At 62.1% G+C, this 23,472-nt stretch carries 20 protein-coding genes; 15 read left to right on the top strand and 5 right to left on the bottom strand.

What is annotated here, in order from left to right:
- Positions 1-13: 13 nt before the first annotated feature.
- The 10 genes from C6W55_RS06280 to C6W55_RS06235 all read left to right on the top strand — a co-directional run bounded on the left by C6W55_RS06280 (position 14) and on the right by C6W55_RS06235 (position 10,791).
- The gene (locus C6W55_RS06280; protein ID WP_286891980.1) at positions 14-1,018 is read left to right on the top strand and encodes an LLM class flavin-dependent oxidoreductase; all 1,005 of its coding nucleotides are present in this window, start codon (positions 14-16) and stop codon (positions 1,016-1,018) included.
- Between the two features lie 49 nt (positions 1,019-1,067).
- Complete coding sequence (locus tag C6W55_RS06275; protein WP_286891978.1) at positions 1,068-2,240, top strand: DUF418 domain-containing protein; 1,173 nt, start codon at positions 1,068-1,070, stop codon at positions 2,238-2,240.
- Between the two features lie 109 nt (positions 2,241-2,349).
- Positions 2,350-2,994, top strand: coding sequence for a CAP domain-containing protein (locus C6W55_RS06270; RefSeq protein WP_213483451.1), 645 nt, complete (start codon positions 2,350-2,352; stop codon positions 2,992-2,994).
- Positions 2,995-3,160: 166 nt separating this feature from the next.
- Positions 3,161-4,000 carry a metallophosphoesterase family protein gene (locus tag C6W55_RS06265; RefSeq protein WP_015254556.1) on the top strand — a complete coding sequence of 280 codons (840 nt, stop codon included), beginning with the start codon at positions 3,161-3,163 and terminating at the stop codon, positions 3,998-4,000.
- 38 nt (positions 4,001-4,038) lie between these two features.
- Positions 4,039-5,376, top strand: coding sequence for an ABC transporter substrate-binding protein (locus C6W55_RS06260; RefSeq protein ID WP_286891976.1), 1,338 nt, complete (start codon positions 4,039-4,041; stop codon positions 5,374-5,376).
- A gap of 13 nt (positions 5,377-5,389) precedes the next feature.
- A complete protein-coding gene (locus C6W55_RS06255) occupies positions 5,390-6,466 on the top strand; it encodes an ABC transporter ATP-binding protein (RefSeq protein WP_015254554.1) in 1,077 nt (358 codons plus the stop codon).
- Between the two features lie 4 nt (positions 6,467-6,470).
- Positions 6,471-7,346 (top strand): carbohydrate ABC transporter permease, encoded by an 876-nt coding sequence (locus C6W55_RS06250; protein ID WP_015254553.1) that lies wholly within the window; start codon positions 6,471-6,473, stop codon positions 7,344-7,346.
- A 118-nt stretch (positions 7,347-7,464) separates the two neighbouring features.
- A complete protein-coding gene (locus C6W55_RS06245) occupies positions 7,465-8,274 on the top strand; it encodes a carbohydrate ABC transporter permease (protein ID WP_041854316.1) in 810 nt (269 codons plus the stop codon).
- 714 nt (positions 8,275-8,988) lie between these two features.
- Positions 8,989-9,720: a glucosaminidase domain-containing protein gene (locus C6W55_RS06240; RefSeq protein WP_213483454.1), complete on the top strand. Its 732-nt coding sequence runs from the start codon at positions 8,989-8,991 to the stop codon at positions 9,718-9,720.
- A gap of 120 nt (positions 9,721-9,840) precedes the next feature.
- Complete coding sequence (locus tag C6W55_RS06235) at positions 9,841-10,791, top strand: aldo/keto reductase family protein (protein ID WP_286891973.1); 951 nt, start codon at positions 9,841-9,843, stop codon at positions 10,789-10,791.
- 51 nt (positions 10,792-10,842) lie between these two features.
- Here the strand turns inward: C6W55_RS06235 and uraA are convergent, their stop codons facing one another.
- Positions 10,843-12,132, bottom strand: a complete 1,290-nt coding sequence (gene uraA, locus C6W55_RS06230) for a uracil permease (protein WP_286891971.1) — start codon at positions 12,130-12,132, stop codon at positions 10,843-10,845.
- A 415-nt stretch (positions 12,133-12,547) separates the two neighbouring features.
- On the opposite strand from uraA, the gene C6W55_RS06225 reads away from it, so the two are divergent.
- Genes C6W55_RS06225 through C6W55_RS06215 form a run of 3 tightly spaced genes read left to right on the top strand, consistent with a single transcriptional unit; the run spans position 12,548 to position 15,885 of the window.
- Complete coding sequence (locus C6W55_RS06225; RefSeq protein ID WP_286891969.1) at positions 12,548-13,591, top strand: nucleotidyltransferase family protein; 1,044 nt, start codon at positions 12,548-12,550, stop codon at positions 13,589-13,591.
- Positions 13,588-14,766: a glycosyltransferase family 4 protein gene (locus tag C6W55_RS06220; RefSeq protein ID WP_015254547.1), complete on the top strand. Its 1,179-nt coding sequence runs from the start codon at positions 13,588-13,590 to the stop codon at positions 14,764-14,766. The genes C6W55_RS06225 and C6W55_RS06220 overlap by 4 nt, the downstream gene beginning before the upstream one ends.
- Positions 14,767-14,769: 3 nt before the next feature.
- Positions 14,770-15,885: a glycosyl transferase gene (locus C6W55_RS06215; RefSeq protein WP_286891966.1), complete on the top strand. Its 1,116-nt coding sequence runs from the start codon at positions 14,770-14,772 to the stop codon at positions 15,883-15,885.
- Between the two features lie 14 nt (positions 15,886-15,899).
- Here the strand turns inward: C6W55_RS06215 and C6W55_RS06210 are convergent, their stop codons facing one another.
- From C6W55_RS06210 to C6W55_RS06195, 4 genes are read right to left on the bottom strand one after another with little or no spacing between them, the layout of a single operon-like run.
- A complete protein-coding gene (locus C6W55_RS06210) occupies positions 15,900-16,061 on the bottom strand; it encodes a hypothetical protein (RefSeq protein ID WP_286891964.1) in 162 nt (53 codons plus the stop codon).
- 2 nt (positions 16,062-16,063) lie between these two features.
- A complete protein-coding gene (locus C6W55_RS06205) occupies positions 16,064-17,299 on the bottom strand; it encodes a Ger(x)C family spore germination protein (protein ID WP_286891963.1) in 1,236 nt (411 codons plus the stop codon).
- The gene (locus C6W55_RS06200) at positions 17,286-18,383 is read right to left on the bottom strand and encodes a GerAB/ArcD/ProY family transporter (RefSeq protein WP_286891961.1); all 1,098 of its coding nucleotides are present in this window, start codon (positions 18,381-18,383) and stop codon (positions 17,286-17,288) included. Before C6W55_RS06200 ends, C6W55_RS06205 begins: the two co-directional genes overlap by 14 nt.
- A complete protein-coding gene (locus C6W55_RS06195) occupies positions 18,380-19,885 on the bottom strand; it encodes a spore germination protein (RefSeq protein WP_244860392.1) in 1,506 nt (501 codons plus the stop codon). Before C6W55_RS06195 ends, C6W55_RS06200 begins: the two co-directional genes overlap by 4 nt.
- A gap of 155 nt (positions 19,886-20,040) precedes the next feature.
- On the opposite strand from C6W55_RS06195, the gene C6W55_RS06190 reads away from it, so the two are divergent.
- On the top strand, positions 20,041-21,828 hold the full coding sequence (locus C6W55_RS06190) for a cache domain-containing sensor histidine kinase (protein ID WP_213483463.1): 1,788 nt from the start codon (positions 20,041-20,043) through the stop codon (positions 21,826-21,828).
- Complete coding sequence (locus C6W55_RS06185) at positions 21,803-23,353, top strand: response regulator transcription factor (RefSeq protein WP_286891958.1); 1,551 nt, start codon at positions 21,803-21,805, stop codon at positions 23,351-23,353. Before C6W55_RS06190 ends, C6W55_RS06185 begins: the two co-directional genes overlap by 26 nt.
- Positions 23,354-23,472 lie beyond the last annotated feature (119 nt).

Raw genomic sequence — 23,472 nt, 5'->3', positions numbered from 1 at the left:
AGATGACGATGCTATGGTAACCCTCAGCGTTTTCGACCAATCGGCCCTCGTCTCCGGCATGACGCCTTACGAAGCGATGCGGAATACCCTCGCATTGGCGGAGGCGGCGGACAGGCTCGGTTATGCCCGGTTCTGGGTGTCGGAACATCACGATACGGACGGGCTGGCCGGAAGCGCGCCGGAAATCGTGATGGCCGCCGTGCTGGCGCGAACCCGGCGCATCCGCGTCGGATCGGCGGCGGTGCTGCTGCAGCATTACAGTCCGTACAAGATCGCGGAACAATTCCGCGTGCTGGAGGCGATGTTTCCCGGCAGGGTCGACCTCGGCATCGGCCGCTCGTCCGGCGGCAAGCCGCCCTCCGCGGCCGCGCTTCAATACGGCGCCGGCAGCGATGCGACGTTCGAGCGGCGGCTGATCGACCTGGCCGGTTTTCTGCGGGACGATCTGCCCGCGGATCATCCGTATGCCGGCGTCCGGGCGCGCCCGTCGATACCGACCGTACCGGAAATCTGGCTGCTCGGTTCGGGAACGCAGAGCGCGGAGCTGGCATCGCAGCTTGGCGCATCGTTCGCATACGCCCATTTCTTCAAAGGCATTCCCGGCCATGACGCCATCCGGAACTACCGCGACCGCTTCCGCCCGGGCCCGCTCGGCGACAAGCCAAGGACCGCCGTCTGCACGGTCGTGATCTGCGCCGAGACGGACGAGGAGGCGGAGCAGCTGGCTGCGCCGGTCGATCTGCGCATGCTGCTCATCGACAAAGGCGAATTCGCGCGGCCGTATTTGACGCCCGAGGAGGCGGATGCCTATCCGTACAGCGAGGAAGATCGGGAGCGCATACGGGCCAACCGGACGCGCATGATCGTGGGCGGACCGGACAAAGTGAGACGCGATATCGAACGGTTTTGCCGGGAATACGGGGCGGACGAGCTGATCGTGCTGACGATGCTGCATGATTTTGACGCCCGCCTGAGGTCGTACGAACTGCTTGCGGAAGCGATGGGAATAAATGTATGATGTCGATATGGCAACCGAAGAATCGCTGCAATGGAAGGAGTACCGGTCGTTGAACGAACGCCATTCATCCGAACGAATCGAACTCATTGACATCATCCGCGGTTTTGCCGTATTCGGCATCTGTCTCGTCAACGTGCCCGAAATGGCGGGGAGCGGCGTCTATTTCCGCTCCGGCTTCGAAGGAAGCGACGCGCTGATCCGGGTGCTGTACGACATGTTCGTGCAGTCGAAATTTTACACGATTTTCGCTTTTCTGTTCGGCGTATCGTTCCATCTGTTTCTGCAATCGGCGCAGCGCCGCGGGCTTGCGCCCGGACCGGCGGCCGCCCGGCGCTTCGGCGCGCTCCTGTTGTTCGGCGCCGCGCATGCGATCCTGCTCTGGTTCGGCGATATCCTGCTTACTTACGCGCTGCTCGGCTTCTTCCTGCTTCCGTTCATCCGCAGGACGGACACGACGGTGGCGGGTTGGGCGTGGTCGCTGCTCGGCGTCGCCGTCTTCATTCACGTGCTGCTCGGATTGACGATGCTGGCCATCCCCGCCGATCGGAGCCTCGATCCGACATTCGCAGACGGTTTGCCGGACATGGCCGAACGGCTCAGATTTTTGTACACGGAAAACGCGATGAACCTGCCGATCTACGGTCTGGAAGTGCTGGGCCTGTTCCTGCTCGGCCTGTATGCCGGCAGGCGCGGCTGGTTCCGGCCCGGCGCCGCAAGCGCCCGCAGGATCGCCAGCGTCCAATGGACGGCGCTGGCCGTCGGACTGCTGACCGCCGCGCCGATGGCATGGGACTATGCGCATGATCCGGTGTATCAATTTGATAAGCACTACTTGTATGTGTTCCTTAGCGGCAAGGCGCTGGCCGTCTTCTATGTCGCGACGCTGATGCGTCTTACGGGCGGGGAACGCGCCGAACGGTTCCGGCCGCTGGCCGCCGTCGGCCGGATGGCGTTCACCAACTACCTGACCCAGACGATCCTCACGGCGGCGCTGGTGCAGGCGCTGCGGATCGAGGCGGGCGAATTGCCGCTTTGGGCCACGCTCCTCTGGTCTGCAGTGCTGCTCGCCCTGCAGACGGTCTGGAGCGTCTGGTGGCTGAAGCGGTACCGGATGGGGCCGTTTGAATGGGTGTGGCGCATCTGCACCTGGCTGCGGGTTCCCGCCCTGCGCCGGCAGCCTGCGCGGTCGGCCGGCGCCGGAACAACCGGAACCGCCATATAACGTGCAATCGGGCCGTTCCCGCGGGGGAGCGGCCTTCGTCTTGTAAGCATAATTCGCACCGATCTGCGGCACCATATGGAAAAACTGCGACTGCAAGGAGCGTTTTTCCATGATGAAAAGACTGATCGCATCGGTGCTGTCCATCGTCCTGACCGCGCTTGGCGCCTTGGCCGCCGCGCCGGCCGCCGTCCATGCACAGCCCGCGGACACCGACGTTTACACGGTCAAGCCGGGAGACACCCTGTGGATCATCTCGCTGAAATATCAGGTCGGCCTGAGCGAAATCATCGCCGCAAACCCGCAGATCAAGGATCCGCACTGGATCTACCCCGGGGACAAGGTGACCGTGCCGCTTCTGAGCGGCGTCAAGTCGATTGAGGCGCAGGTCGTCGAGCTCGTCAACCAGCAGCGGGCCAAGAACGGGCTGAAGCCGCTCAAGCTGAACTGGGAACTGTCGCGCGTCGCCCGTTACAAGAGCGAGGACATGCGGGACAGAAGATATTTCTCCCACAATTCGCCGACTTACGGCAGTCCGTTCGATATGATGAAGGCGTTCGGCATCCGCTACAGCGCCGCCGCCGAGAACATCGCAGCGGGCCAGAAAACCGCACAGGCGGTCATGAACAGCTGGATGAACAGCCCGGGTCACCGCAGCAACATTCTGAGCGCAAGCTACACCGAGATCGGCGTCGGCTACGCGTCGGGCGGCAGCTACGGCCACTACTGGACCCAGATGTTCATCAAGCCGCGTTGAACCGAAAACGGCTGGACACACACGACGGCTGATCGGGATTCCTTCCGATCGGCCGTTTTTTTTCGCCTTTACAAAATCTTCTCATCCGGTTGACGCTGCGGCGACATTTCCCCGTTACGATAGGGCATATCCGGATATGACCAATCAAGCGGGAGGAGAGGAAAACATGCGACTGGTGCTGATGGGCGATCTGCATTATCACAACGTCGACGGGTCGATCCCCGGCTGGCGCGACGCGCGGGACCGGTTCTACGGTTCGCTGCTCGGGAAGTTTCTGGACATCGAAGCCGACTGGCACATCTCGCTCGGCGACCTGACGAATTTCGGCACGCCGGCTGAGCTGGAAGGCGTGTTCGGCCTGATTCGCCGGAGGGACAGGCGGTTCGTCCATGTGCTCGGCAATCACGACCTGTACGCCATGCCGCGCGATTTCGTATTGCGCGCAAACGGCGGTCAGCGCTACCACGCGGTCGAGACCGGCGAGGCCGTGCTCGCGTTCCTCGATACGGCGCGGGAACAGGATCGGCGGGACTGGAGCGGCCATGTTGATGAAGCGCAGCTCGCGTGGCTGGAATCGGTCGTCCGGGCGTCCGGCACAAGGCCGCTGCTCGTGTTCGCGCATCACCCGGTTTACAATACGACGGCGAGGTCGACGGAACCGAAAGGCTCCATTGTGCCCGAGATCGACATCCGCGCCATCCTCGGCATGAAGCGCGGCGTCGGTGTCTATTTCAACGGGCATACGCACGCCGAGTCGATCGTCCGGGAAGACAACTGGACGTTCGTGCAGCTCGCCGCCTGTCTCGATGTGCCTTCGTTCCGGCTTGTCACGGTGGAAGCGGACGAGATCCGCATCGACGCGGTCGATCTCGATGACGATTCGCTCATCGCGGATGCGCAGTTTCTGCATCGGTACATGCCGCATTTCGCGCCCCGCGAAGACGCCCGCGGCGGTGAGGCGGACCGGACGGCCCGCGTCGGGATCGCGCCGGCTCCGAGCATTTGAGCGGAAGGACATGATGACCCGGATGGGAGAGTGGAGAAATGAACCGGAGATGGATGGCCGTCTTGCTGGCGGTTTCGATGACGGTTGTGCTCGCGGCCTGCGGCGGCGGCGGAAGCGGAGAAGGCAGCGCCGGCGGTACGCAGGCTTCCGGAGCGAAAAGCCAAGGAGGCGCCGCGGATAACGACAAGGACAAGATCGTCATCCGCTATTGGTACGCGTTCGGCGACAAGATCGAGGAAGCGAAGCAGGAGCTGGTTCGCAGGTTCAACGAGTCGCAGGACCGGATCGAAGTGATCGCCGAACATCAGGGCAATTACGATGACCTGCACGCCAAGGTGCAGGCGGCGTTCGCGGCGGGCAACGCGCCCGCGGTCACCGACCTCGAGATCGCGTCGACCGGAATGTTCGCCCGTTCCGGCATGCTGCTTGAACTGACCCCGTACGCGGAGAGGGATGCGGAAGCGCTCAAGCTCGACGATTTCAATCCGGGGCTGATGGGCAACGCCTATGTCGACGGCAAACTGTACGGCCTGCCGTTCATGCGCAGCACGCCGATCATGTACAAGAACGTGACGATGCTGAAGGAAGCCGGGCTCGATCCCGAAGGACCGCGCAACTGGGAGGAATTGGAGCAATATGCCCGCGTGCTGAAGGAGAAAGGCAAGTACGCCATGACCGTGCCGGTCGATATCTGGTTCTATGAAGCGCTCGTCTTCCAGAGCGGCGGCCGGATTCTGTCCGAAGACGGCAAGAAGGCGCTGTTCAACTCGCCCGAAGGCGTCGAACCGGTCGCGTTCTGGAAGCGTCTCGCCGAAGAAGGCCTGATCAAGATTCCGGTCGGCGACGATGCGGGCGCCGCGGCGGACAAAGACTGGGCGAACCAGATCTCGGCCCTGCGCTTCGCTTCGACGGCTGGCGTGTCGGCCGCCATCGAGATCGCGGAAGGCAACGGCTTCGAGATGTCGACGTCCTTCATGCCGGCGAACCGCGACTACGGCGTCCCGACGGGCGGCTGCCAGCTCGTCATCACGTCGAAGCTGACGGACGAAGAGAAGGAAGCGGCGTGGGAATTCATCAAATTCATGACGACGACGGAAAGCACGATCTACCAGCACAAGCATGTCGGCTATCTGCCGACCCGGCTGTCGGCGCTCGAAACCGACGAGCTGAAGGCGCATTTCGCCGAATATCCGCAATACAAAGTCGCGGTCGATCAGCTCGCGTACGCCAATCCGCGGCCGATGGAGAACGCGTATCCGGAGATCGTGATGCTCATCAAGAACGCCATCGAGAAAGCGATTCTCGATCCGAAAGTGTCGCCGCAGGAAGCGATGGACGAAGCAGCCGCGAAAGCGGACAAACTGCTCGCGAAATGACAAGGAGGAGACCATGGCCCGCATCGAACTGATCGACGTCGTGAAGCGATTCAAAGGGGAGACCGTCATTCCGAATCTGAATCTGACGATCCGCGAAGGCTCGTTCACGGTGCTGGTCGGCCCGTCGGGCTGCGGCAAATCGACGACGCTGCGCATGATCGCCGGACTCGAGCGGCAGACGTCCGGCGACATCCGGATTGACGGAGAGCTCGTCAATGACACGGAACCCGGCAAGCGCGACGTGGCGATGGTGTTCCAGAATTACGCGCTCTATCCGAACATGACCGTCCGCGGCAACATTGAATTCGGCCTGAAGAACCGCGGGGTGCCCAAGCGGGAGCGCGAACGGCTCATACGCGACATCTGCGAGATCGCCGGCCTGACGCCGTACCTCGACAAGAAGCCGCAGAGCCTGTCCGGCGGACAGCGGCAGCGCGTCGCCCTCGCACGCGCGATGGTGAAAAATCCGAAGGTGTTCATTCTCGACGAGCCGCTCTCGAATCTGGACGCGAAGCTGCGCGGCCAGATGCGCACCGAGCTGATCGAGCTGCACAAGCGGCTGGGCACCACCTTCGTCTACGTCACGCACGACCAGGTGGAAGCGATGTCGATGGGCGACCGGATCGTCGTGATGAACAAGGGTGAGGTGATGCAAGCTGCCCCGCCGATGGTGCTCTACGAAGATCCGGACAACCTGTTCACCGCCCAGTTCATCGGCACGCCGCCGATGAACGTGCTGCCTGCGTCCCGCCTGCCGGGCCTCCGGACGGAAGGGGAGGGGCACGCCGAATTCGTGGGCTTTCGCCCCGAACACGCCTTGCTCTCGCCCGAGACGGCGGAACTTACGCGGGAAGGCCTGGTGATCGCAGGCCAAATCGCAACCCGGGAAAGCCTCGGCGCCGAGCAGGTGTACAAGCTGCGCTGCGAAGCCGGATCGTTCTTCGTGAAGTCGTTTCTGAACCCGTATGTCGGCGGCGACTTCGCCCTGGCCGTCGTGCCTTTCGAGCGGTTGTACTTCTTCGACCGGGACGGCAACCGGCTGCGCAGGCTGCGAGCGGTCCGGCCGCAGCTAGCGGCGGCGGGGGTGTGACGGCATGCCGTCCATCCTGAACCGGCTGCGCCCCTATGCGATGGTCGCGCCCGCGCTCGTCGTGTTCTCCCTGTTCTATCTGTATCCGATCGGATACATGATCCATCTCAGCTTTCATGAGTGGAACTTCATCAGTCCGGTGAAAACCTACGTCGGGCTGAACAATTACCGGGAGATGCTGGCGGACGACACCTTCCTCCAGGTGCTGCGGAATTCGGCGCTCTACACGGTCATGACGGTGCTGCTGGCGACCGGCACCGCGCTGCCGCTCGCGATCTGGTTGAACCGGAAAAGCGCGTTTCACGCCTTCGTGCAGGGCGCGATCTTCTCGCCGCACATTATCTCGCTCGTCTCGATCTCGCTCCTGTGGAGCTGGCTGATGGACCCCGAATACGGGTTGCTGAACGGCCTGCTCCACCTGTTCGGCATCAGTCCGCTCAAGTGGCTGAACGATCCCGGCACGGCGCTGGTGTCGCTCGTCATCGTCGCGGTATGGAAGAGCCTCGGTTACAATACGCTCGTCTTCATCGCCGGCCTGCAGAGCATCCCGCCGGAGCTGCTCGAAGCGGCGGCGCTCGACCGGTCGAAGCCTTGGACGACGTTCCGGCGTCTCATCCTGCCGATGCTGTCGCCGACGCTGTTTTTCCTCGTCATCATCAACCTGATCGGCTCGTTCCAGGTGTTCGAGACGATCGCGATCATGACGCAGGGAGGACCGATCAATTCGACGAACACGCTGGTTTACTACATTTACGAATACGGATTCCGGTTCTTCAAGATCGGATACGCTTCGGCGGCGGGCGTCATCCTGCTCATCATCGTCGGCACGCTGACGTTGATCTATTTCCGTTTGCTGTCGCGCCGCGTCCATTACCGCTAACGCCGGGAGGGGAATCCGCATGTCCATGAATGACGCCGGAAGAAGATCGGCCATCGGCCAGGCGGCCGGCGTGCGGCGGCCGCTCGCCGCACGCCGCATCCGCGCCGTCCTGGAAGCGATGCTGTTCGCGGCAAACCGGGCCTGCATGCTGCTGCTCGTCTGCGCCTTCGCGCTGCCGTTCGCCTGGATGCTCTCGACTTCGCTGAAGACGCTGCCCGAGACGATGATCTTCCCTCCGGAATGGATTCCGGCCGAGCCGGTCTGGAGCAACTACGCCGTTGCATGGAACTCGGGCCCGTTTCTCACTTATCTGTTGAACAGCTTCATCGTCTCTGTCGGCATCCTGATCCTGCAGATGCTGACGATCATTCCGGCCGCCTACGCCTTCGCCCGGTTCCGGTTCCCGGGCAAGGGGCTGCTGTTCGGGCTCGTCATGGCGACGCTCATGATCCCGGCGCAGCTCATCTTCCTGCCGGTGTACCTGATGCTGAGCGACTGGAAGCTGCTCAATACGCATCTGGCGCTCATTCTGCCTTTCGCCTCCAGCGCCTTCGGCATTTTCCTGCTGCGCCAATCGTTCATGCAGACGGCCGAGGAACTGATCGAGGCGGCCCGTCTGGACAACGCGCCGGAATGGAAGATCATGCTGCGCATCATGGCGCCGCTCGCCAGACCCGTGCTCGTCACCTTCGCGCTGTTCAGCTTCATTACGCACTGGAACGATTATTTCTGGCCGCTCGTCATGACGACGAACGAATCGGCGCGCACGCTGCCGCTCGGCATCGCGAAGATCCGCGAGACGGAAGGGACGGCGACCTGGAACGTGCTGATGGCCGCCAACGTCATGCTGGCCGTCCCGGTGCTGCTCGCGTTCTTCGCGGCGCAGCGCCAGATCATCCGGGCGTTCGTATACAGCGGCGTCAAATGAACGGCGTTTCACATGAATACCGCTTCATTCGGCACGACGGTCGGCCAATGTTAGACAGACCGGAAAGCGGGACCGCCGCCCATGCGCGGCGGTCCATTTCATTTCGACAAAGGTTCACCGAAACGGCGCGCGGCGTTATGACAAGCTTCTCGGCGGACAACGGATACAATGGGAAGTGCATTTGGACATCGAACATCATGGTCAAGGCCTGACGGCCGCCCGGCCATCCGCCGAAGCGGCCGCAATTCGGACCGAGAGGTGATGGGAATGTCAGCCGCAGCCGGCCGTTTGTTCCGAATCGTATGGATAGCGCTTGTCGCCGCATTGGGCGTGACCGCCGCCTGGCCCGACGCTCCCGGTGCGGGTAACGGCGCCGCGTACCAATCGCGGGCGTTTGCCCGGGAACTCCAGGGCGCCGTGCATGAAACGTTGCCCGTTCCGCCGGTCAGTGGACCGGTTGTGCAATATGGATGGCTTGACGCTTCGCCACAAGCCGTCGCCCCGGCACCTTCTTCCGCCGTGCGCGATAATGAAACCACAGCCCTTCATGATACGGCAGCTTCACACGATCCGAAACCTTCGCCCCAACCGGAGATCGCGGCAGAAACGGATTCCGGCCGGACGCCGGAATCTTTCACGGAGCCGGAGTCCGCGCCATCGCCGCAAATCCCGCAGCCGTCCGACCCCCCGCAAGATCAGCCGGTTTCGTACGTCGTGACCGCGTATTATTTGAACGTGCGCGCCGAGCCCGACAAACATTCGCCGATCCGGGATCTGCTCAAACAAGGCGACCGGGTGAAGGTCGTCGGCAAGACGGAGAACGGTTGGCTGGCGCTCGAAGACGGCACCTACATCCACGGCGCGTATGCGGAGCCTGCCGACCCGGAGCCCGAGCAGGTGAAGAACGCCGCCCGCGAAGTGGCCATCGCGTCGGCATCGCCGTCCGTCCGCGCCGAGCATGCGATCTACAAGCCCGAACCGTCCGACGACAGCGCCGGTCCCGCGCCGCTGACCAAAAAAGTGAAGTCTTCCTCCGGCATGACGGAGCAAGACATCGCGAAACTGCTGGAAGGAACGGCGCTTGAAGGGCACGGACTGGAAAAAGCGATCCTTGAAATCGAAATCGAACACGGCATCAACGCCCTGTTCACGATCGCCGTCATGAAGCTGGAAAGCGGCAACGGGAAGAGCAAGCTGGCGCGCGAGAAGAACAACCTGTTCGGGCTGAACGCGACCGGCGGAAGCAGCAAGAAAGCGTACAGCTTCGAAACGAAGAGCGACAGCGTCTACAAATTCGGATCGCTCATCGCGAAAAGCTACATCGCCAAAGGCTATTCGACGATCGAGAAAGTGGGGAAGAAATATTGTCCCGCCAACCCGAAATGGGCGTCCCTCGTCGTGTCGATCATGAAGCGCGATCATCGCAAATTGAGCAAAGCGGTGTGACCGACAGGCGGTAATGCCGGATTTCCGCAATGACGGGGGAAGTTGGACAGCTTTATCGGGATGTGGTAATATGAACGCGTGTTTACATGAATTCATGGCAGAGCAGAGGGGTGCGGCAAGATGAAATACCGGAAATTGGGCAGATCGGGGCTGAAGGTGAGCGAAATCAGCTTCGGCAGCTGGATGACATACGGCCATACGGTCGACGGCAACATCGGCGAACAGCTGATTGAAAAAGCGTTCGAGCTCGGCATCAACTTCATCGACACGGCGAACGTCTACGAACGGGGCGAAGCGGAGAAGCTCCTGGGCAACATTCTGCCGCGGTACCCGCGCGAATCGTACGTGCTTGCGACGAAGGCGTTCTTCCCGATGGGCGACGGGCCGAATGACCGCGGGCTGTCCCGCAAGCATGTGTTCGAGCAGGTTCACGCCAGCCTGAAGCGGCTGAAACAGGATTACGTCGACATCCTGTACTGCCACCGCTACGATCCGGAAACGCCGGTCGAAGAGACGCTGCGCACGATCGACGACCTGATCCGCCAGGGCAAAGTGCTCTATGCCGGCGTCAGCGAATGGTCGGCGGCGCAGATCGAGGAAGCGATGCGGATCGCGGACAAGTATCTGCTTGACCGGATCGTCGTCAACCAGCCGCAATACAGCATGTTCTACCGGAAAATCGAGGCGGAGGTCATTCCGGTCAGCGGGAAGTACGGCGTGGCGCAGGTCGTCTATTCGCCGCTTGCGCAAGGCGTGCTGACGGGCAAATACCGGCTCGGCAGCGAACTGCCGAAGGACAGCCGCGCCGCCGATCCGAAGACGAACATGTGGATCAAAAACTTCCTGACGGAATCGCATCTGCGGAAGGTCGACCAGCTTGACGCGGTGGCGAAGGAGCTCGGCCTGTCGCTCGGCACGCTTGCGCTCGCCTGGGTGCTGCGCCAGGACATCGTCGCCAGCGCGCTGGTCGGCGCGACGAAGCCGTCGCAGCTCGAAGAGAACGCGAAGGCGTCGGGCGTCGTGCTCCCGCAGGAAGCGCTCGACCGGATCGAGGCCATCCTCAGCGAATAAAAAAGGACAGGCACGCAGCCGTTTCCAACGGCCGCATGCCTGTTTCATTTTTTAATGGGAATCCGCCTTGTCTTCCTTGAGCCAGCCGATCAATTCGAACGCCTTGAACAGGAGCGACAGCAGAATGGCGGCGACCGTCGCGAGCGCCATGCCCTTCAGCTCGAGATGGCCCCATTTGAACGTCGCGCCGCTGATGCCGAGGACGAGGACGACGGTCGTCAGCACGATGTTCGACGGCTTGGCGTAGTTGACTTTCGTCTCCACCAGCATCCGGATGCCGGCGGACGCGATGACGCCGAACAGCATGAGGGAAGCGCCGCCGATGACGGCTTCGGGAATCGAGGCGATCAGCGCCGACAGCTTGCCGAAGAACGAAATGACGATGGCGATGACGGCCGCGCCGCCGATCACCCAGACGGAATAGACGCGCGTGATCGCCATGACGCCGATGTTCTCGCCGTAGGTCGTGTTCGGCGTCGATCCGACGAAGCCGGACAGCATCGTCGACAAGCCGTTGCCGAGCAGCGAGCGGTGCAGACCCGGATCCCGGGACAGATCCTTGCCGACCATGTTGCCCGTCACGATGAGGTGGCCGATATGCTCGGCGATGACGACCAGCGCCGCGGGCGCGATGATCAGGATGACCGACCATTCGAAGCGCGGCGTCGTGAACTCGGGGATGGCGAACGCCGACGCCTGGCTGACTTTGTCGAACTCGACAAGTCCCTGCGACCAGGCGACCAGATAGCCGACGATGAAGCCGACAAGAATCGGGATGATCCGCAGGAAACCTTTGAACAGCACGGATCCGAGCAGAATGACAAGCAGCGTGACGACGGAGACGAGCATCTTCTTCGGATCGGGCGACCATGACGCATCCGCTCCGTCCGGCGCGATCCATTCGGCCATGCGCGCGGCGACCGGGATCAGCTCAAGCCCGATGACCGCGACGATCGCGCCCATGGCGGCCGGGGGGAACACGACATCCAGCCATTTCGTGCCGATGCGTCCGATGATCAGCGCCACCGCCGTGAAGATCGCGCCGACGACGACAAATCCGCCGAGCACTTCGGCGTAGCCGGCGCCTCGCTCGAACAAGAGGAACGTTACGGGCGAAATAAAGGCGAAGCTGGACCCGAGGTAGGCCGGTATCCGCACCTTGCAGATCAGCAGGTAGAGCAGCGTGCCGATCCCGTTCATCAACAGCACCGTCGCGGGGTCGACGCCGAAGATGATCGGCACGAGCACGGTGGAGCCGAACATGGCGAACAGATGCTGCAGGCTGAGCAGAATTCCCGGTCCGAAACCGGGCCGTTCATGGACTTGCAAGGCAGGTTGCATAAGTGTCCTCCAGTCTTGAAGTTTTTGTCGAAAAACCAAACCGACCCATTATACCATCCGTCATTTGCGCATGCCAGATGAAAAATGAAAACGGATTCTTGCCACCGGGAGGATAGCGGTCTTTTCTTGAGAGAATGGAAGAAAAAAGGAGATATTCCCCCTGTCAGCAGCCAGAAATCGCCATACCGGGCGCATATCCCGCTTGATCGGATTGCAACACGTGTTTTACCCTGATATTAGCAGTCAATGCGATCGAGTGCTAACAACACTCATTCCATGAACGTTCCCTAATCTGAACCGTTTCTTCCCGGGATGCTCGTATCGTCGGGCTGTCAGCCGCGGGAAAACATTTGGATCAGCGGGCGTTCTTCTTTTTTCCCCAAAAATTCCAAGCGTGTCGGGAGGGATTGGAAGTATGAAGGCATTGTTGCTCGCTGGAGGTTTCGGTACACGCATGAGACCGCTCACCGAGCGGCTTCCGAAACCGATGGCACCGATCGGCAATCGGCCCTGGCTCGAACATCTGATTGCCGGACTCAAGGAACAGGGAATCCGCGAAATTGTGATCGCCGTCAAGCATTATCCGGAACGGATCATCGATTATTTCGGCGACGGCCGAAAGCTTGGCGTCGACATCCGCTATACGCACGAACCGGTGCCGCTCGGAACGGCCGGCGCCGTGAAAAATGCCGAAGCGCTGCTCGGCAGCCGCTTCGTCGTCATCAATGCCGACATCGTGCACCGTGCGGACATCCGTGCGCTGGTCGAAACGCATGAGCGAAGCGGCGCGATGGTGACGATCGGCCTGGTCGAAGTGGCGGACCCGTCGCAGTTCGGCGTCGTCGAACAGTCGGCAGACGGGCGGATCGTCCGCTTCGTGGAGAAGCCTCCGCGGGGCGAGGCGCCGTCGAACCGGATCAATGCCGGCATCTACATCATGGAGCGCGATGTCCTGCAAGCCATTCCCGCGGGGCGTGAAGTGTCGATCGAGCGTGAAACGTTCCCGTCGCTCATCGCGGCCGGCCATCGCGTGCAGGGGGCCGATGTCAGCGGATACTGGATGGACATGGGCACCAGCGATCGGTACCGCCGCATCCACTGGGATCTGCTCGACGGAAAGCTTGAGCTCGAACTTCCGGGCAGAGAGCTCGGGCGCGGCATCCGGATCGGCGAAGATACCGAAATCGCACAGGGCGCGATGCTCGTGCCGCCGGTGCTCGTCGGCAGCCGGGTAACGATCGGCGAGCGCGCCGTCGTCGGACCCTATGCCGTGATCGGCGACGACTGCGTCATCGGACGCGGCGCACGGGTTACCCATTCCATCCTGTGGGACCGCTGCACGGCGGCCGAAGCGGCGCAGCTGAACCGCTGCATTGTCGGCAGCGGGCTCAAGATCGACCCGCGGCACCTGCTGCATGAAGCCGTCGTAAACGTCATTCCGGAGGCCGAGATGATATGACGAGGATCGCTTATATTGGCACCTATGTACCGAGACGATGCGGCATCGCGACCTACACCCATCATCTCCGGCAAGCCGTGAACGCGGCTTCCGGAGGAAAGGGAAGCGACCTCGTGATCGCCCTCACGAACATCCCGGATGAGCATACATACGGGAGAGGCGTCCACCCGCTGCCGAAAGACGAACGGTCCGAATACCGCCGGGCGGCGGAGCGGATCCGAGCGTTCGGCGCCGATCTCGTCTCGCTTCAGCATGAATTCGGGATCTTCGGCGGCGAAGCCGGCGAGTACGTGCTGGACTTGCTGGAATCGCTGAAGCGAATGGACATCCCGGTCGTCACGACGTTCCACACCGTGTTCGAACGGCCTGAAGAACCGTACCGCGCCGTGCAACAGCGCATCGCGGAATTGAGCGACCGGATCATCGTCATGACCCGAACGGCCGTCCGCTACGTCGCCGAAGCGTTCGGCGTGCCCCGCGAACGCATAACATATATTCCGCACGGCACGCCGCAGCCTCCTCGGGACGCCCGCCGCAAGCTCAGGGAACGGCTCGGCTGGAACGACCGCAAAGTCGTCATGAGCTTCGGCCTCCTGGGCAGAGGCAAGGGGCTCGAAACCGTCATCCGGGCGCTGCCGAAGCTCGCCGGCCGCGCGCCCGACGTGCTGTATGCCATCGTCGGGCAGACGCACCCGGAAGTGCTGAAACTTGAAGGCGAATCCTATCGCGGCGAGCTGCGCGCCCTTGCCGCCGAACTCGGTGTCGAACGCCATCTGCTCATGATCGACCGTTACATGGATGAGAACGAACTGGCCGAAATTCTGACTGCCTGCGACGTGTACGTCACCCCGTATCCGGGTATGCAGCAGATCACCTCCGGCACGCTGGCTTACGCCGTCGGACTCGGCCGGCCGGTGCTGAGCACGCCGTATGTCTATGCGCGGGATCTGCTGGCGGATTGCCCGGAGCTCCTCGTGCCGGCTTCCGATGCCGACGCCTGGGCCGAAGCGCTGGCGGAGCTGCTCGGTTCGGCCGAAACCCTCGAACGGATCGAACGGCGGATCGCCCGGATCGGCGCGGAGATGCACTGGCCGGTCGTCGGACGCGCGCATCTGGAACTGTTCCGGCGCGAGAGCCGCGTCGCGGACGTGACGGCCTCGACGGCGGAGGGTTGACCCATGACGGCGAATCTGACGACGGAGAAGCCGACACAGCAGATCCGATTCCGGCATCTGCACCGGCTCACCGACGACACCGGTCTTCTGGAACATGCCATCGGGCGAATTCCGCGGCGTGCGGAAGGCTATACGACGGACGACAACGCGCGGGCGCTGTGGGCGTGCATCGAGTGGATCGATCTGGATGCCGAGCTGGCCGAAGCGGAAGGGCTGCCGGAACTGGCGGAACGATACGCCGGATTCCTGTACTGGGCCCGCAAGCCGGACGGCCGGTTCCACAACAATTATGATTACGAGCGCCGGCCCGAATCGGAATATCCATCGGACGATTGCCTCGGACGGACGATCTGGGCGCTCGCCCGGACGATCTCTGTTCCGTTCGGCAATCGGCTCGCGCCGGCGGTGCCCGATCTGCTGGCGCATGCGTTTCCCGCGGCCCGCACGATGATTTCTCCGCGCGGCTGGGCCTATGCGCTTGCGGCCTGCGCCTTGCTGGAGCGCAGCGGCGGCGCTTCCGGCGGGCAGGACGATGCGGTCCTGCCGTTCTCCGGAGAGCGGGTGCGCTCGCTGGCCGCCGAACTGAAGAGCCGGCTTCTGGACAAATACCGCCGCGAGGCGGGGCCGGGATGGCGCTGGTTCGAGCCGGTCATGACGTACAGCAACGGGCTGCTGCCGTGGGCGCTGTTCGAAGCCCATGCCGCATTCGGCTGGAGCGATGCGCTGGCCGCCGCCCGCGACACGTTCCGCTTCCTGGCCGAGCGGATGGCTGCGCCGTCAGGGGCGATCCGTCCGATCGGCAACCGGGGATGGGGAACGAGGGAAGGCACGGCCCGATGGGATCAACAGCCGATTGAAGCGTTCAAGCTCGCGCTGGCCGCCGAAGCCGGATACCGGGTGACGGGGGAACGGGAGTACCGGGAGACCGCGCTCGCATGCCGGGCGTGGTTCCACGGCCGGAACGACTGCGGCGCGGCGATCGCCGACCCCGCGGACGGCTCTTGCTGCGACGGGCTCACGCCCGACGGGCCGAACGCGAACCGCGGCGCCGAATCCACCATCGCGTATCTGCTCACGGAAGCGGTCGCCCGGCGGTTGGGCGGCGCGGAGAACGGGTAATGCGGCAGCGCGGTTCAGTCGCGAAGCATCAGGTAGATGGCGAGCGGCAGGAAGCAGCCGGACAGCAGCGCGATGCCGAGTCCGGCTGCCGCATTGCCGCCGCGCCAGCTCCGCCAGGCCTGCACGAGCGTATAGCCGGTCAGGCCGAGCGCGATGAGGAACATCAGGATTCTCAAGTTCAATCACTCTTCCCATTGACCTTTTCACTGTACGGCGTCCGCTGCTTGCCGAAGTTTTCGATCCGCAGATCGACGTTCACTTCCGCGTTCGCTTTCTTGAAATGTCTGGACCATCCGTAAGACTGAAAGGCCGGCATCGTCCTGAAATGTTTCCGCGCGATCAATTCCCATTCGAACGGATCCCCCTGGAATTTGCGCTGGGACAGCCGGATCACGCCAAGCACCTCTTTCTCGATTTCTTCCTTCAGATGCCGTTCAAGCAGCATCTGCTTCTCCGTATCCGTCGCGTACGGCTGCAGACTGGTGAACGAGAGAATCTGGGCGCGCAGCGGCATCGTGACGCGGATGTCCGGCTTTTCTTTGGCGAGATTCAGTTGGATCTTCGTCCTCCCGTTCTTGAACAGCCGCACGGTGACCATCGCCCGATCATCCAAAGGGTCGGTGAACGACGTGATGAACGAACTGATGCTCGATTTGTGGCGCAGCAACTGCGCCCAGCGCATCTGCTGCCCGGTCAGCGTGCCGATCATGCAGCCGTTCTGAAAGACGGCCGCCCCCATCATCTGGACCGTGTCGCCCGAACGTTTCGGCACCTGGCCGGCCAGATAATTGTCTTCATGCCGCGAGACGCGATAATCTTTCGAATCGGCCGTCGCATAAATGGCGAGAAACATCGAGTCGACCACCTGCTGCTGCAAATATTGGTTGAGCGTCGAGAACGGTACATATCCCGTCTCCTGCCAGCGCTGCTGCATCAGCTCGAAATATTTGTGCGGACGCGTCTCCAGCCGCGGGCGGTTCTTCTGGATGAAGTCGTACGCCTTCTCCCGGCTCACGATCAGCGCCACTTCGCGGCGCAGCTCCGGATCGCGGATCGCGGCGCCCGCGATATGGGGGAACGCTTCGTCACGCGCGAGCGCCTCGTGGACGACCATCGTCTTCAGATGCGCGAAGCTGATCGTCCGGGTGACGACGGTATTGGCCAAATCCTTCGCGGACAGGACATCCGGCGACGTGAAGCGGACCGTGTCGCTGGGCGGCTCGTTTTCGGCCGTGCCGATATCGCTGGAGCCTTTCTGCGGGTTCGCGATCTGGAACGTCACCTCGACCGTGTTTTTCGGCCCTTTGTCAAGCCCGACGACGACGACGAACGCCTGTTCTTCGAGTTCGAGATGATCCCAGCATCCGGCGGTGAAAAGCAGCGGCAGAATCAACGCAAGCTTAAGTTTTCGCATGACGTCTCCTCCAGTTCCAATCCAGCAGCCAGATGACGAACGGCAGCGCGCCGTACAGAACCGTGCTGTAACTGATGAGCAGTTCCCAGTAGCTCCGGACTTGCTCGGTATTGCCGGGAATCAGCCCGATGAAGACGACAAGCCCGGCCATCGGCAGAAGCAGCTTCTGGTACCGGTCCGTGCGCAGCGCATGACCGAACAGATAGGCGAGCAGGTAGATATAGAACGCGAAATAGATCACGGAGATGATGAGCCAGAAGCCGATAAAGAAGGATTCCGCGTGCGTGAACACCCTGCCGAACGACGTGTTCTTCGTGAGCTGTTGGAATGGATAGGCGATATGGATGATCTCCGGATAATCGAACACGGAGAGGTAGACGGCCATCAGGAATGAAATTTTCAGACTGGAGACGATGAACCCGACGGCCGATCCGATCCGGAACGCCTTGAACGTCGTGACCTGCGGCACAAGCGCGGTGGCCAGAATGATCTCGCCGAACATCGCACTGTGCATGAATCCGGTTCGCACGATTGCCAACACGCCCGGTCCCGCCCACGGATAAAGGCGCATCCAGTCAATGTCCTGCCACATGATGGCGATCAGCAGGAAGATCGCCCCTTCAATCAGGAAAATCAGCACCCAGGAGATTCTCGCGATCGCCGCGAACCCGCGGGATGCAACGTAGAATGCCGCCGCCATCAGCATGAGGTACAGCGCGTAGAGCGGTGACTGTTGGTAGACCATGACATTGATGATGTCAACATATCCCCGGCTGGTCACCGCCGTCATGAGCAGGGCGGCGGCGAACAGCAGGAGACAGATCAGCCCCCCGCCGAACTTGCCGCCGACGGTGAACACGATCTCCGGCAGGCCTTGTCCGGCCCGGCGTTTCAGCACGGACATGAGCACGACGTATGCGACCAGCATGAAAGCAAGGGAGAGCAGCGGAATCATCCATCCGGCCGTCTGTCCCGATTCGAACAGAATCGTCGTCGTGATGTCCGACAGCTTCATCCCGACCGCGATCAGGAAGATGGACGTAAATTCGCGGCCGCCGACTTTCTCTTGCATGGATGTGTTCATCGTTTCTTGATCCTCTCCGGTCTCCGCACGGAATCCTGCGGATTGAGATTAAGCGGGCGCATCCGCTCCTTGTGCACCGGCATCCGCAGAATCATGTCGGCCGACGAACGGTAATGCGGCGTCAGCGGCGACAGAAACGGCACGCCATAGCTGGAGTACGTGGTCAGATAGGCCAGCAAACAGGCGATGACGAGCGCAATGCCGAAAAAGCCCAGAAACGAGCCCACGAAGAGCAGAATGAAACGCGTGATCCGGACAGCGAAGTTCAGGCTGGGCTCCGGTATGGTGAACGATGAAATGCCGGTCATCGCCACGATGACGACAAGAATCGGGCTGATGATGTTCGCCTCGACGGCGGCTTGGCCGAGAATGAGAGCGCCGACGATGCCGATCGTCGGACCGATGACGGTCGGCACGCGAATCGCCGCTTCCCGCACCAGTTCGAACGCGAATTCCATCAGCAGCACTTCGAGCAGGGCGGGGAACGGGACTTTTTCTCTTGTCGCCGCGATGGCGAGGAGCAGGTCGGTCGGAATCATTTCTTCATGGAACGTCGCGACCGCGATATACACGGACGGCGTCATGACGGCGACGAACAGGGCCAAAAGCCGGATGATGCGCATGAAGTTGCTGTACGCCCAGCGCATGTAATGATCTTCCGCCGAGTGCAACAAGGACCAGATTGTGATCGGCAAAACCAGGGCCGCCGGCGAGTTCTCCATGAGCAGAATGACATGGCCTTCAAGCAGGAAAGCGGACGCCCGGTCCGGACGCTCCGTGTTGAGCGAACTCGGCACGAGCGAATACGGATGATCGTCGAGATATTGTTCAAGCATCGGCAGGGTCAGGACGGCGTCCGTCCGGACCGCCCGGATACGCTGTTTGATGGAATCCACGATGTTCGGGTCCGCCAGATCCTTCACATACATGATCGTCACTTCGCTCACCGAACGGTCGCCGACGGTGAGCGTCTCCGCAACCAGATGGCGGTCCCGCAAATATTTGCGGACGAGCGAACGGTTGATGGCCGCCGATTCGGTGAACGCTTCTTTCGGCCCGCGGATGACGTGTTCGACGATCGGCTCCGACACCTGGCGCGTTTCGAAACCGCGCGTTTCGAACTTCAGGGCCTGGTTTACGCCTTCGACCAGGACGATCGTCCATCCGTTCAGCAATCCTTCGTTGATCGCATCGAAGGTGCATGCCGTCTTGCCGGTGCGGTGCGTGACGATCTCCAGCCGCACGGCGTCGAGCGGATTGCCGTTCTTGAAGGAGGTGTTCGTCCGTTCGATGAGCGGCTCGATGATCCGTTTTTCGATCTCGTTGACATCCGCCGTGCCTTCCAGATACAGCACGGCGGCATCGCATTTCAACGACGCGACAACCAGATTGCGGATGATGAGCGCCTCGTTGGACGGGTAGGCGAAGTCCCGCTTGATCCGGTCCAGATTGGCCGAAAGCCGGGTCGAGAGTTCCGTCTTCCCATCCGTCTGCGTCGTCATGCCATTCCCTCCAGTTCCCGCGATGCCTGTCACTTTAGTGTTGGCCTTTCGATGGAGCAAATATGTAATTGCTGTGTGATCTTGCTTTTTTCTGTTACAATGGTTTCTGCTACAATGACGGCAAACGCGCCCGGACCCAAGGAGGCGGCATGGCATTGGCGGATTTGAAAACGCTTTACCGCAACCTGCGCATCAAATACAAGCTGCTTGTGCTCATCTCCGCGGTCATCGCGACGTTCGGCATTCTGATCGTCGTCGTCCAGCAGTACGCGTTCGAGGTTTACGACCGCGAGATCTACGAGCAGTCCTCCGCCGCATTGAACCAGACGGCGGCGGCGATCGAGAACGAGCTGCGCAAGGTGCAGCAGCAGTCGTACCGGATGGCGATCGACGAAGTCATCCAGGAACAGCTCAGGAAGATCAAGGATGCCGGCAGCGATTACGACCGCTACCTGGCGTCGTACCAGATCCGGGAGCGGATCGTCCTGCTGGGCGGGCTGGACAACCACGTCCGCTCGGTGCAGCTGATCGACGCGCACGGCGGGGAATATTCGGTGGGCAAGGCGCCCGTATCCTATACGGCTGGCCGGATCCGGCTGCTGGAGAGGGAGACCTCGCTCACACAGGGCGGCAACACGTGGATTGAACCGGATGAGGAAGACGGCGCGCTGGCCGCCGCCCGGCTCATCCGCTCGTACGAGCAGCTCAGCCTGGAAAGTCTCGGCGTTCTGGCGATCCGGATCGACATGCACCGGCTGACCGCCGATGTGGCAGGCGCCTCGCTGCCGGCCAAGGCGGCGCTCCTCATCTACGGCAAGGAGCGGATGATCTTCGGACCGGCGGGTTTTGAAGGCGAAGAGCGGCTGCTGCGCGCATACGCCGCCGCGGCGTCGAACGGCTATGACATTATCGAGCTCGGCGGCCGCCGCTATTTTCTGACCCAGCTGCCTTCCGCCTACACCGAATGGACATACGTGACGCTGATTCCGTACGACGACATTTTCCATCGGCTGGCCGACGTGAAGAACTGGACGCTGCTGGCCTACTTGCTGCTGTTCCTGCTCACCGTCTTCTTCGCCTTCCGGTTCGCCCGCGGCATCACCGGTCCGATCGAGAAACTGAGCGCGAAGATGAAGCGGGTGCAGATGGGCAATTTCGCCTACGAAGACGACGAGGACCAGCGGGACATGCCGATGGACGAGACCGGGCAGCTCCACCGCAACTTCCGCATCATGCTGCAGCGGATCGACGAGCTTGTCCGCGAAGGCTACGCGAGGCAGCTTGCCGTGAAGGAATCCGAATTCAAGGCGCTGCAGGCGCAGATCAATCCGCACTTCCTCTACAACACGCTGGAGACGATCAACTGGTCGGCGAAAATGGCCCGCCAGCCGCATATCTCCAGCATGGTGGAGTCGCTCGGCTTCCTGCTGCGCAGCTCGATCAGCCTGAAGGAGCCGCTCATTCCGCTGTCGCAGGAGCTGGGGATCGTGCTGCACTACATCAACATCCAGCGCATCCGATTCGAGGAGCGGCTGGATTTCCGGCTGGATGTGCCGGATGTGCTCATGCCGGTGCTCATCCCGAAGCTGTCGCTGCAGCCGCTCGTCGAAAACGCCGTCAATTACGCGCTCGAGAAAATGACGGACACCTGCGTCATCGCGATTACGGCGGAAGAGAAAGACGGCCTGATCGAGCTGACGGTGAGCGACAACGGGCCGGGCATGGACGAGTCGATTCTGATGCGCCTCAAGTCGGGCGAAGTCAAGCCGAAGGGTTCGGGCGTCGGGCTTCGCAACATCGACGAACGGATCCGGCTCCTGTTCGGCGAGGGGTACGGCCTCGACATCGCGAGCCGGCGCGGGGAAGGGACGCGGGTCAGACTGCGTCTGCCGATAAGGGAAGGAGGCGGAAACCAACATGTACCGCGTGCTGCTGGTCGATGACGAACGCATTATTCTCGAAGGGATCTCCGCCATCATGGACTGGGAAGCCTGCGGCGCGAGGCTGATCGGAACGGCCCGCAACGGGCTGGACGCGAAGGCGCTGGCGGAGCGGGAGAAGCCGGACATCATCATCACCGACATCCGGATGCCCGGCATGGACGGGCTGCAGCTGGTCGAGGCGGTGAAGGAGACGCAGCCGGACGTCGAGTTCATCATGCTGTCCGGCTTCGGCGACTTCGAGTACGCGCGCACGGCGATGCGTTACGGCGTGAAGCACTATCTGACGAAGCCGTGCAACGAACGGGCGATCGAAGAGGCGCTGAAGTCGACCGTGGCCGAGCTTGACAGACGGCTCAGCCGGGAGGCGTTCATCCGCCAGACCGAGGAGCGGCTCGCGCAGGTGCTGCCGCACGCGCGCGAGCGGATGCTGCAGGAGCTGGTCACGAACAAAACGTACGGCCGATCCGACTGGGAGCGCATCGTGCGGCTGGCCGGGCTGCCGGAAGGCGGCGGCCGGGTGCGGCTGCTCGTCTTCGAGCCGGAAGGCGGGCCCGAATTCGAGCTGCTGTTCGCGCTGAAGAACATGGCAGAAGAGCTGCTCGGCAGTCTCGTGCTGCTCGGCACGGCGGACGGCCGGCAGGTGATTCTGCTCGTCAGCGGCGAGGCGGAGCCGGATCTTCTGGCCGCCGGCGTCGACACCGTGCTCAAGACATTCGCCCGCTTCTACCGGCGGGAGGCGACGGCCGCGCTCAGCGAGCCCGGCGAAGCGGCCGAGGCGCGCCGCCTGTATCGCGAGGCGCAGGAGTGTCTCGCGTACCGGTTCTATCTGGGCGAAGGCGGTCTCATCACGAAGCAAGAGCTGGCGGCGTCCGGGCCGGAAGTCGAACCGCCGGCGATCGACGAGGAGCGGCTGTGGCTGCTGGTGAAGTCCGGCCATTGGGAAGAGGCTCGGCGGAGGCTCGGCGATTTCTTCGAAGCGCTGACGAAGATGCGGCCCGCCGCCGCGGTGGCGAAGTCGCTCCTCATCCCGCTCTACATCGGCTGCATGCGGCAGGGCGATCCCGCTGAGCTCGACCGCCGCATGAAGGCGATCGAAGCGTTCGACCGGCTCGATACGCTGCAGGGCATGACCGACCATATCGCACAGGCGGTCCGTGAAGTGTGCGAGACGAATTACGAGCGGCACCGCACCCGCCACTCCGAGATCGTCGCGAAGCTGGAGGCCTGCGTGCGCGAACATCTCGGCAATCCGCAGCTGTCGCTGCACTGGGCGGCCCGCGAAGTGCTGTTCATGAATCCCGACTATCTCGGCAAACTGTTTCGCCAGGCGACGGGGGAGAAGTTCTCCCATTACGTCACCCGCCTCCGCATCGAGAAGGCGATCGAGATGATCAAGGAAACCGACGACGTGAAAGTGTACGAGATCGCCGACCGGATCGGGTTCGGGGACAACCCGCAATATTTCAGCCAGGTGTTCAAGCGCCACACCGGCTTCACGCCTTCCGAATACAAGCGTTCGGTATGAACGGCATGAGGGCGGTTGTCCGCGTCTCTGATTTTTGAACATTCCACACGGAAATTTGCATTCCGGGCCCGTTCATCCTTATCCCATAATGAAAATGCAGTCACCATAACCGAGTCGAG

Source organism: Thermobacillus sp., assembly GCF_003390775.1.
GTDB lineage: Bacteria > Bacillota > Bacilli > Paenibacillales > Paenibacillaceae > Thermobacillus > Thermobacillus xylanilyticus.
The sequence above is the reverse complement of the archived record's forward strand: the minus strand, read 5'-3'. Positions and strand labels throughout refer to the sequence as shown.

Bases quoted from the DNA above. Each gene is read 5' to 3' on its own strand.
- C6W55_RS06280 (WP_286891980.1), top strand. From the start codon at position 14: ATGGTAACCCTCAGCGTTTTCGACCAATCGGCCCTCGTCTCCGGCATG.
- C6W55_RS06270 (WP_213483451.1), top strand. From the start codon at position 2,350: ATGATGAAAAGACTGATCGCATCGGTGCTGTCCATCGTCCTGACCGCG.
- C6W55_RS06265 (WP_015254556.1), top strand. From the start codon at position 3,161: ATGCGACTGGTGCTGATGGGCGATCTGCATTATCACAACGTCGACGGG.
- C6W55_RS06260 (WP_286891976.1), top strand. From the start codon at position 4,039: ATGAACCGGAGATGGATGGCCGTCTTGCTGGCGGTTTCGATGACGGTT.
- C6W55_RS06255 (WP_015254554.1), top strand. From the start codon at position 5,390: ATGGCCCGCATCGAACTGATCGACGTCGTGAAGCGATTCAAAGGGGAG.
- C6W55_RS06250 (WP_015254553.1), top strand. From the start codon at position 6,471: ATGCCGTCCATCCTGAACCGGCTGCGCCCCTATGCGATGGTCGCGCCC.
- C6W55_RS06245 (WP_041854316.1), top strand. From the start codon at position 7,465: ATGCTGTTCGCGGCAAACCGGGCCTGCATGCTGCTGCTCGTCTGCGCC.
- C6W55_RS06235 (WP_286891973.1), top strand. From the start codon at position 9,841: ATGAAATACCGGAAATTGGGCAGATCGGGGCTGAAGGTGAGCGAAATC.
- uraA (WP_286891971.1), bottom strand. From the start codon at position 12,132: ATGCAACCTGCCTTGCAAGTCCATGAACGGCCCGGTTTCGGACCGGGA.
- C6W55_RS06225 (WP_286891969.1), top strand. From the start codon at position 12,548: ATGAAGGCATTGTTGCTCGCTGGAGGTTTCGGTACACGCATGAGACCG.
- C6W55_RS06220 (WP_015254547.1), top strand. From the start codon at position 13,588: ATGACGAGGATCGCTTATATTGGCACCTATGTACCGAGACGATGCGGC.
- C6W55_RS06215 (WP_286891966.1), top strand. From the start codon at position 14,770: ATGACGGCGAATCTGACGACGGAGAAGCCGACACAGCAGATCCGATTC.
- C6W55_RS06205 (WP_286891963.1), bottom strand. From the start codon at position 17,299: ATGCGAAAACTTAAGCTTGCGTTGATTCTGCCGCTGCTTTTCACCGCC.
- C6W55_RS06200 (WP_286891961.1), bottom strand. From the start codon at position 18,383: ATGAACACATCCATGCAAGAGAAAGTCGGCGGCCGCGAATTTACGTCC.
- C6W55_RS06195 (WP_244860392.1), bottom strand. From the start codon at position 19,885: ATGACGACGCAGACGGATGGGAAGACGGAACTCTCGACCCGGCTTTCG.
- C6W55_RS06185 (WP_286891958.1), top strand. From the start codon at position 21,803: ATGTACCGCGTGCTGCTGGTCGATGACGAACGCATTATTCTCGAAGGG.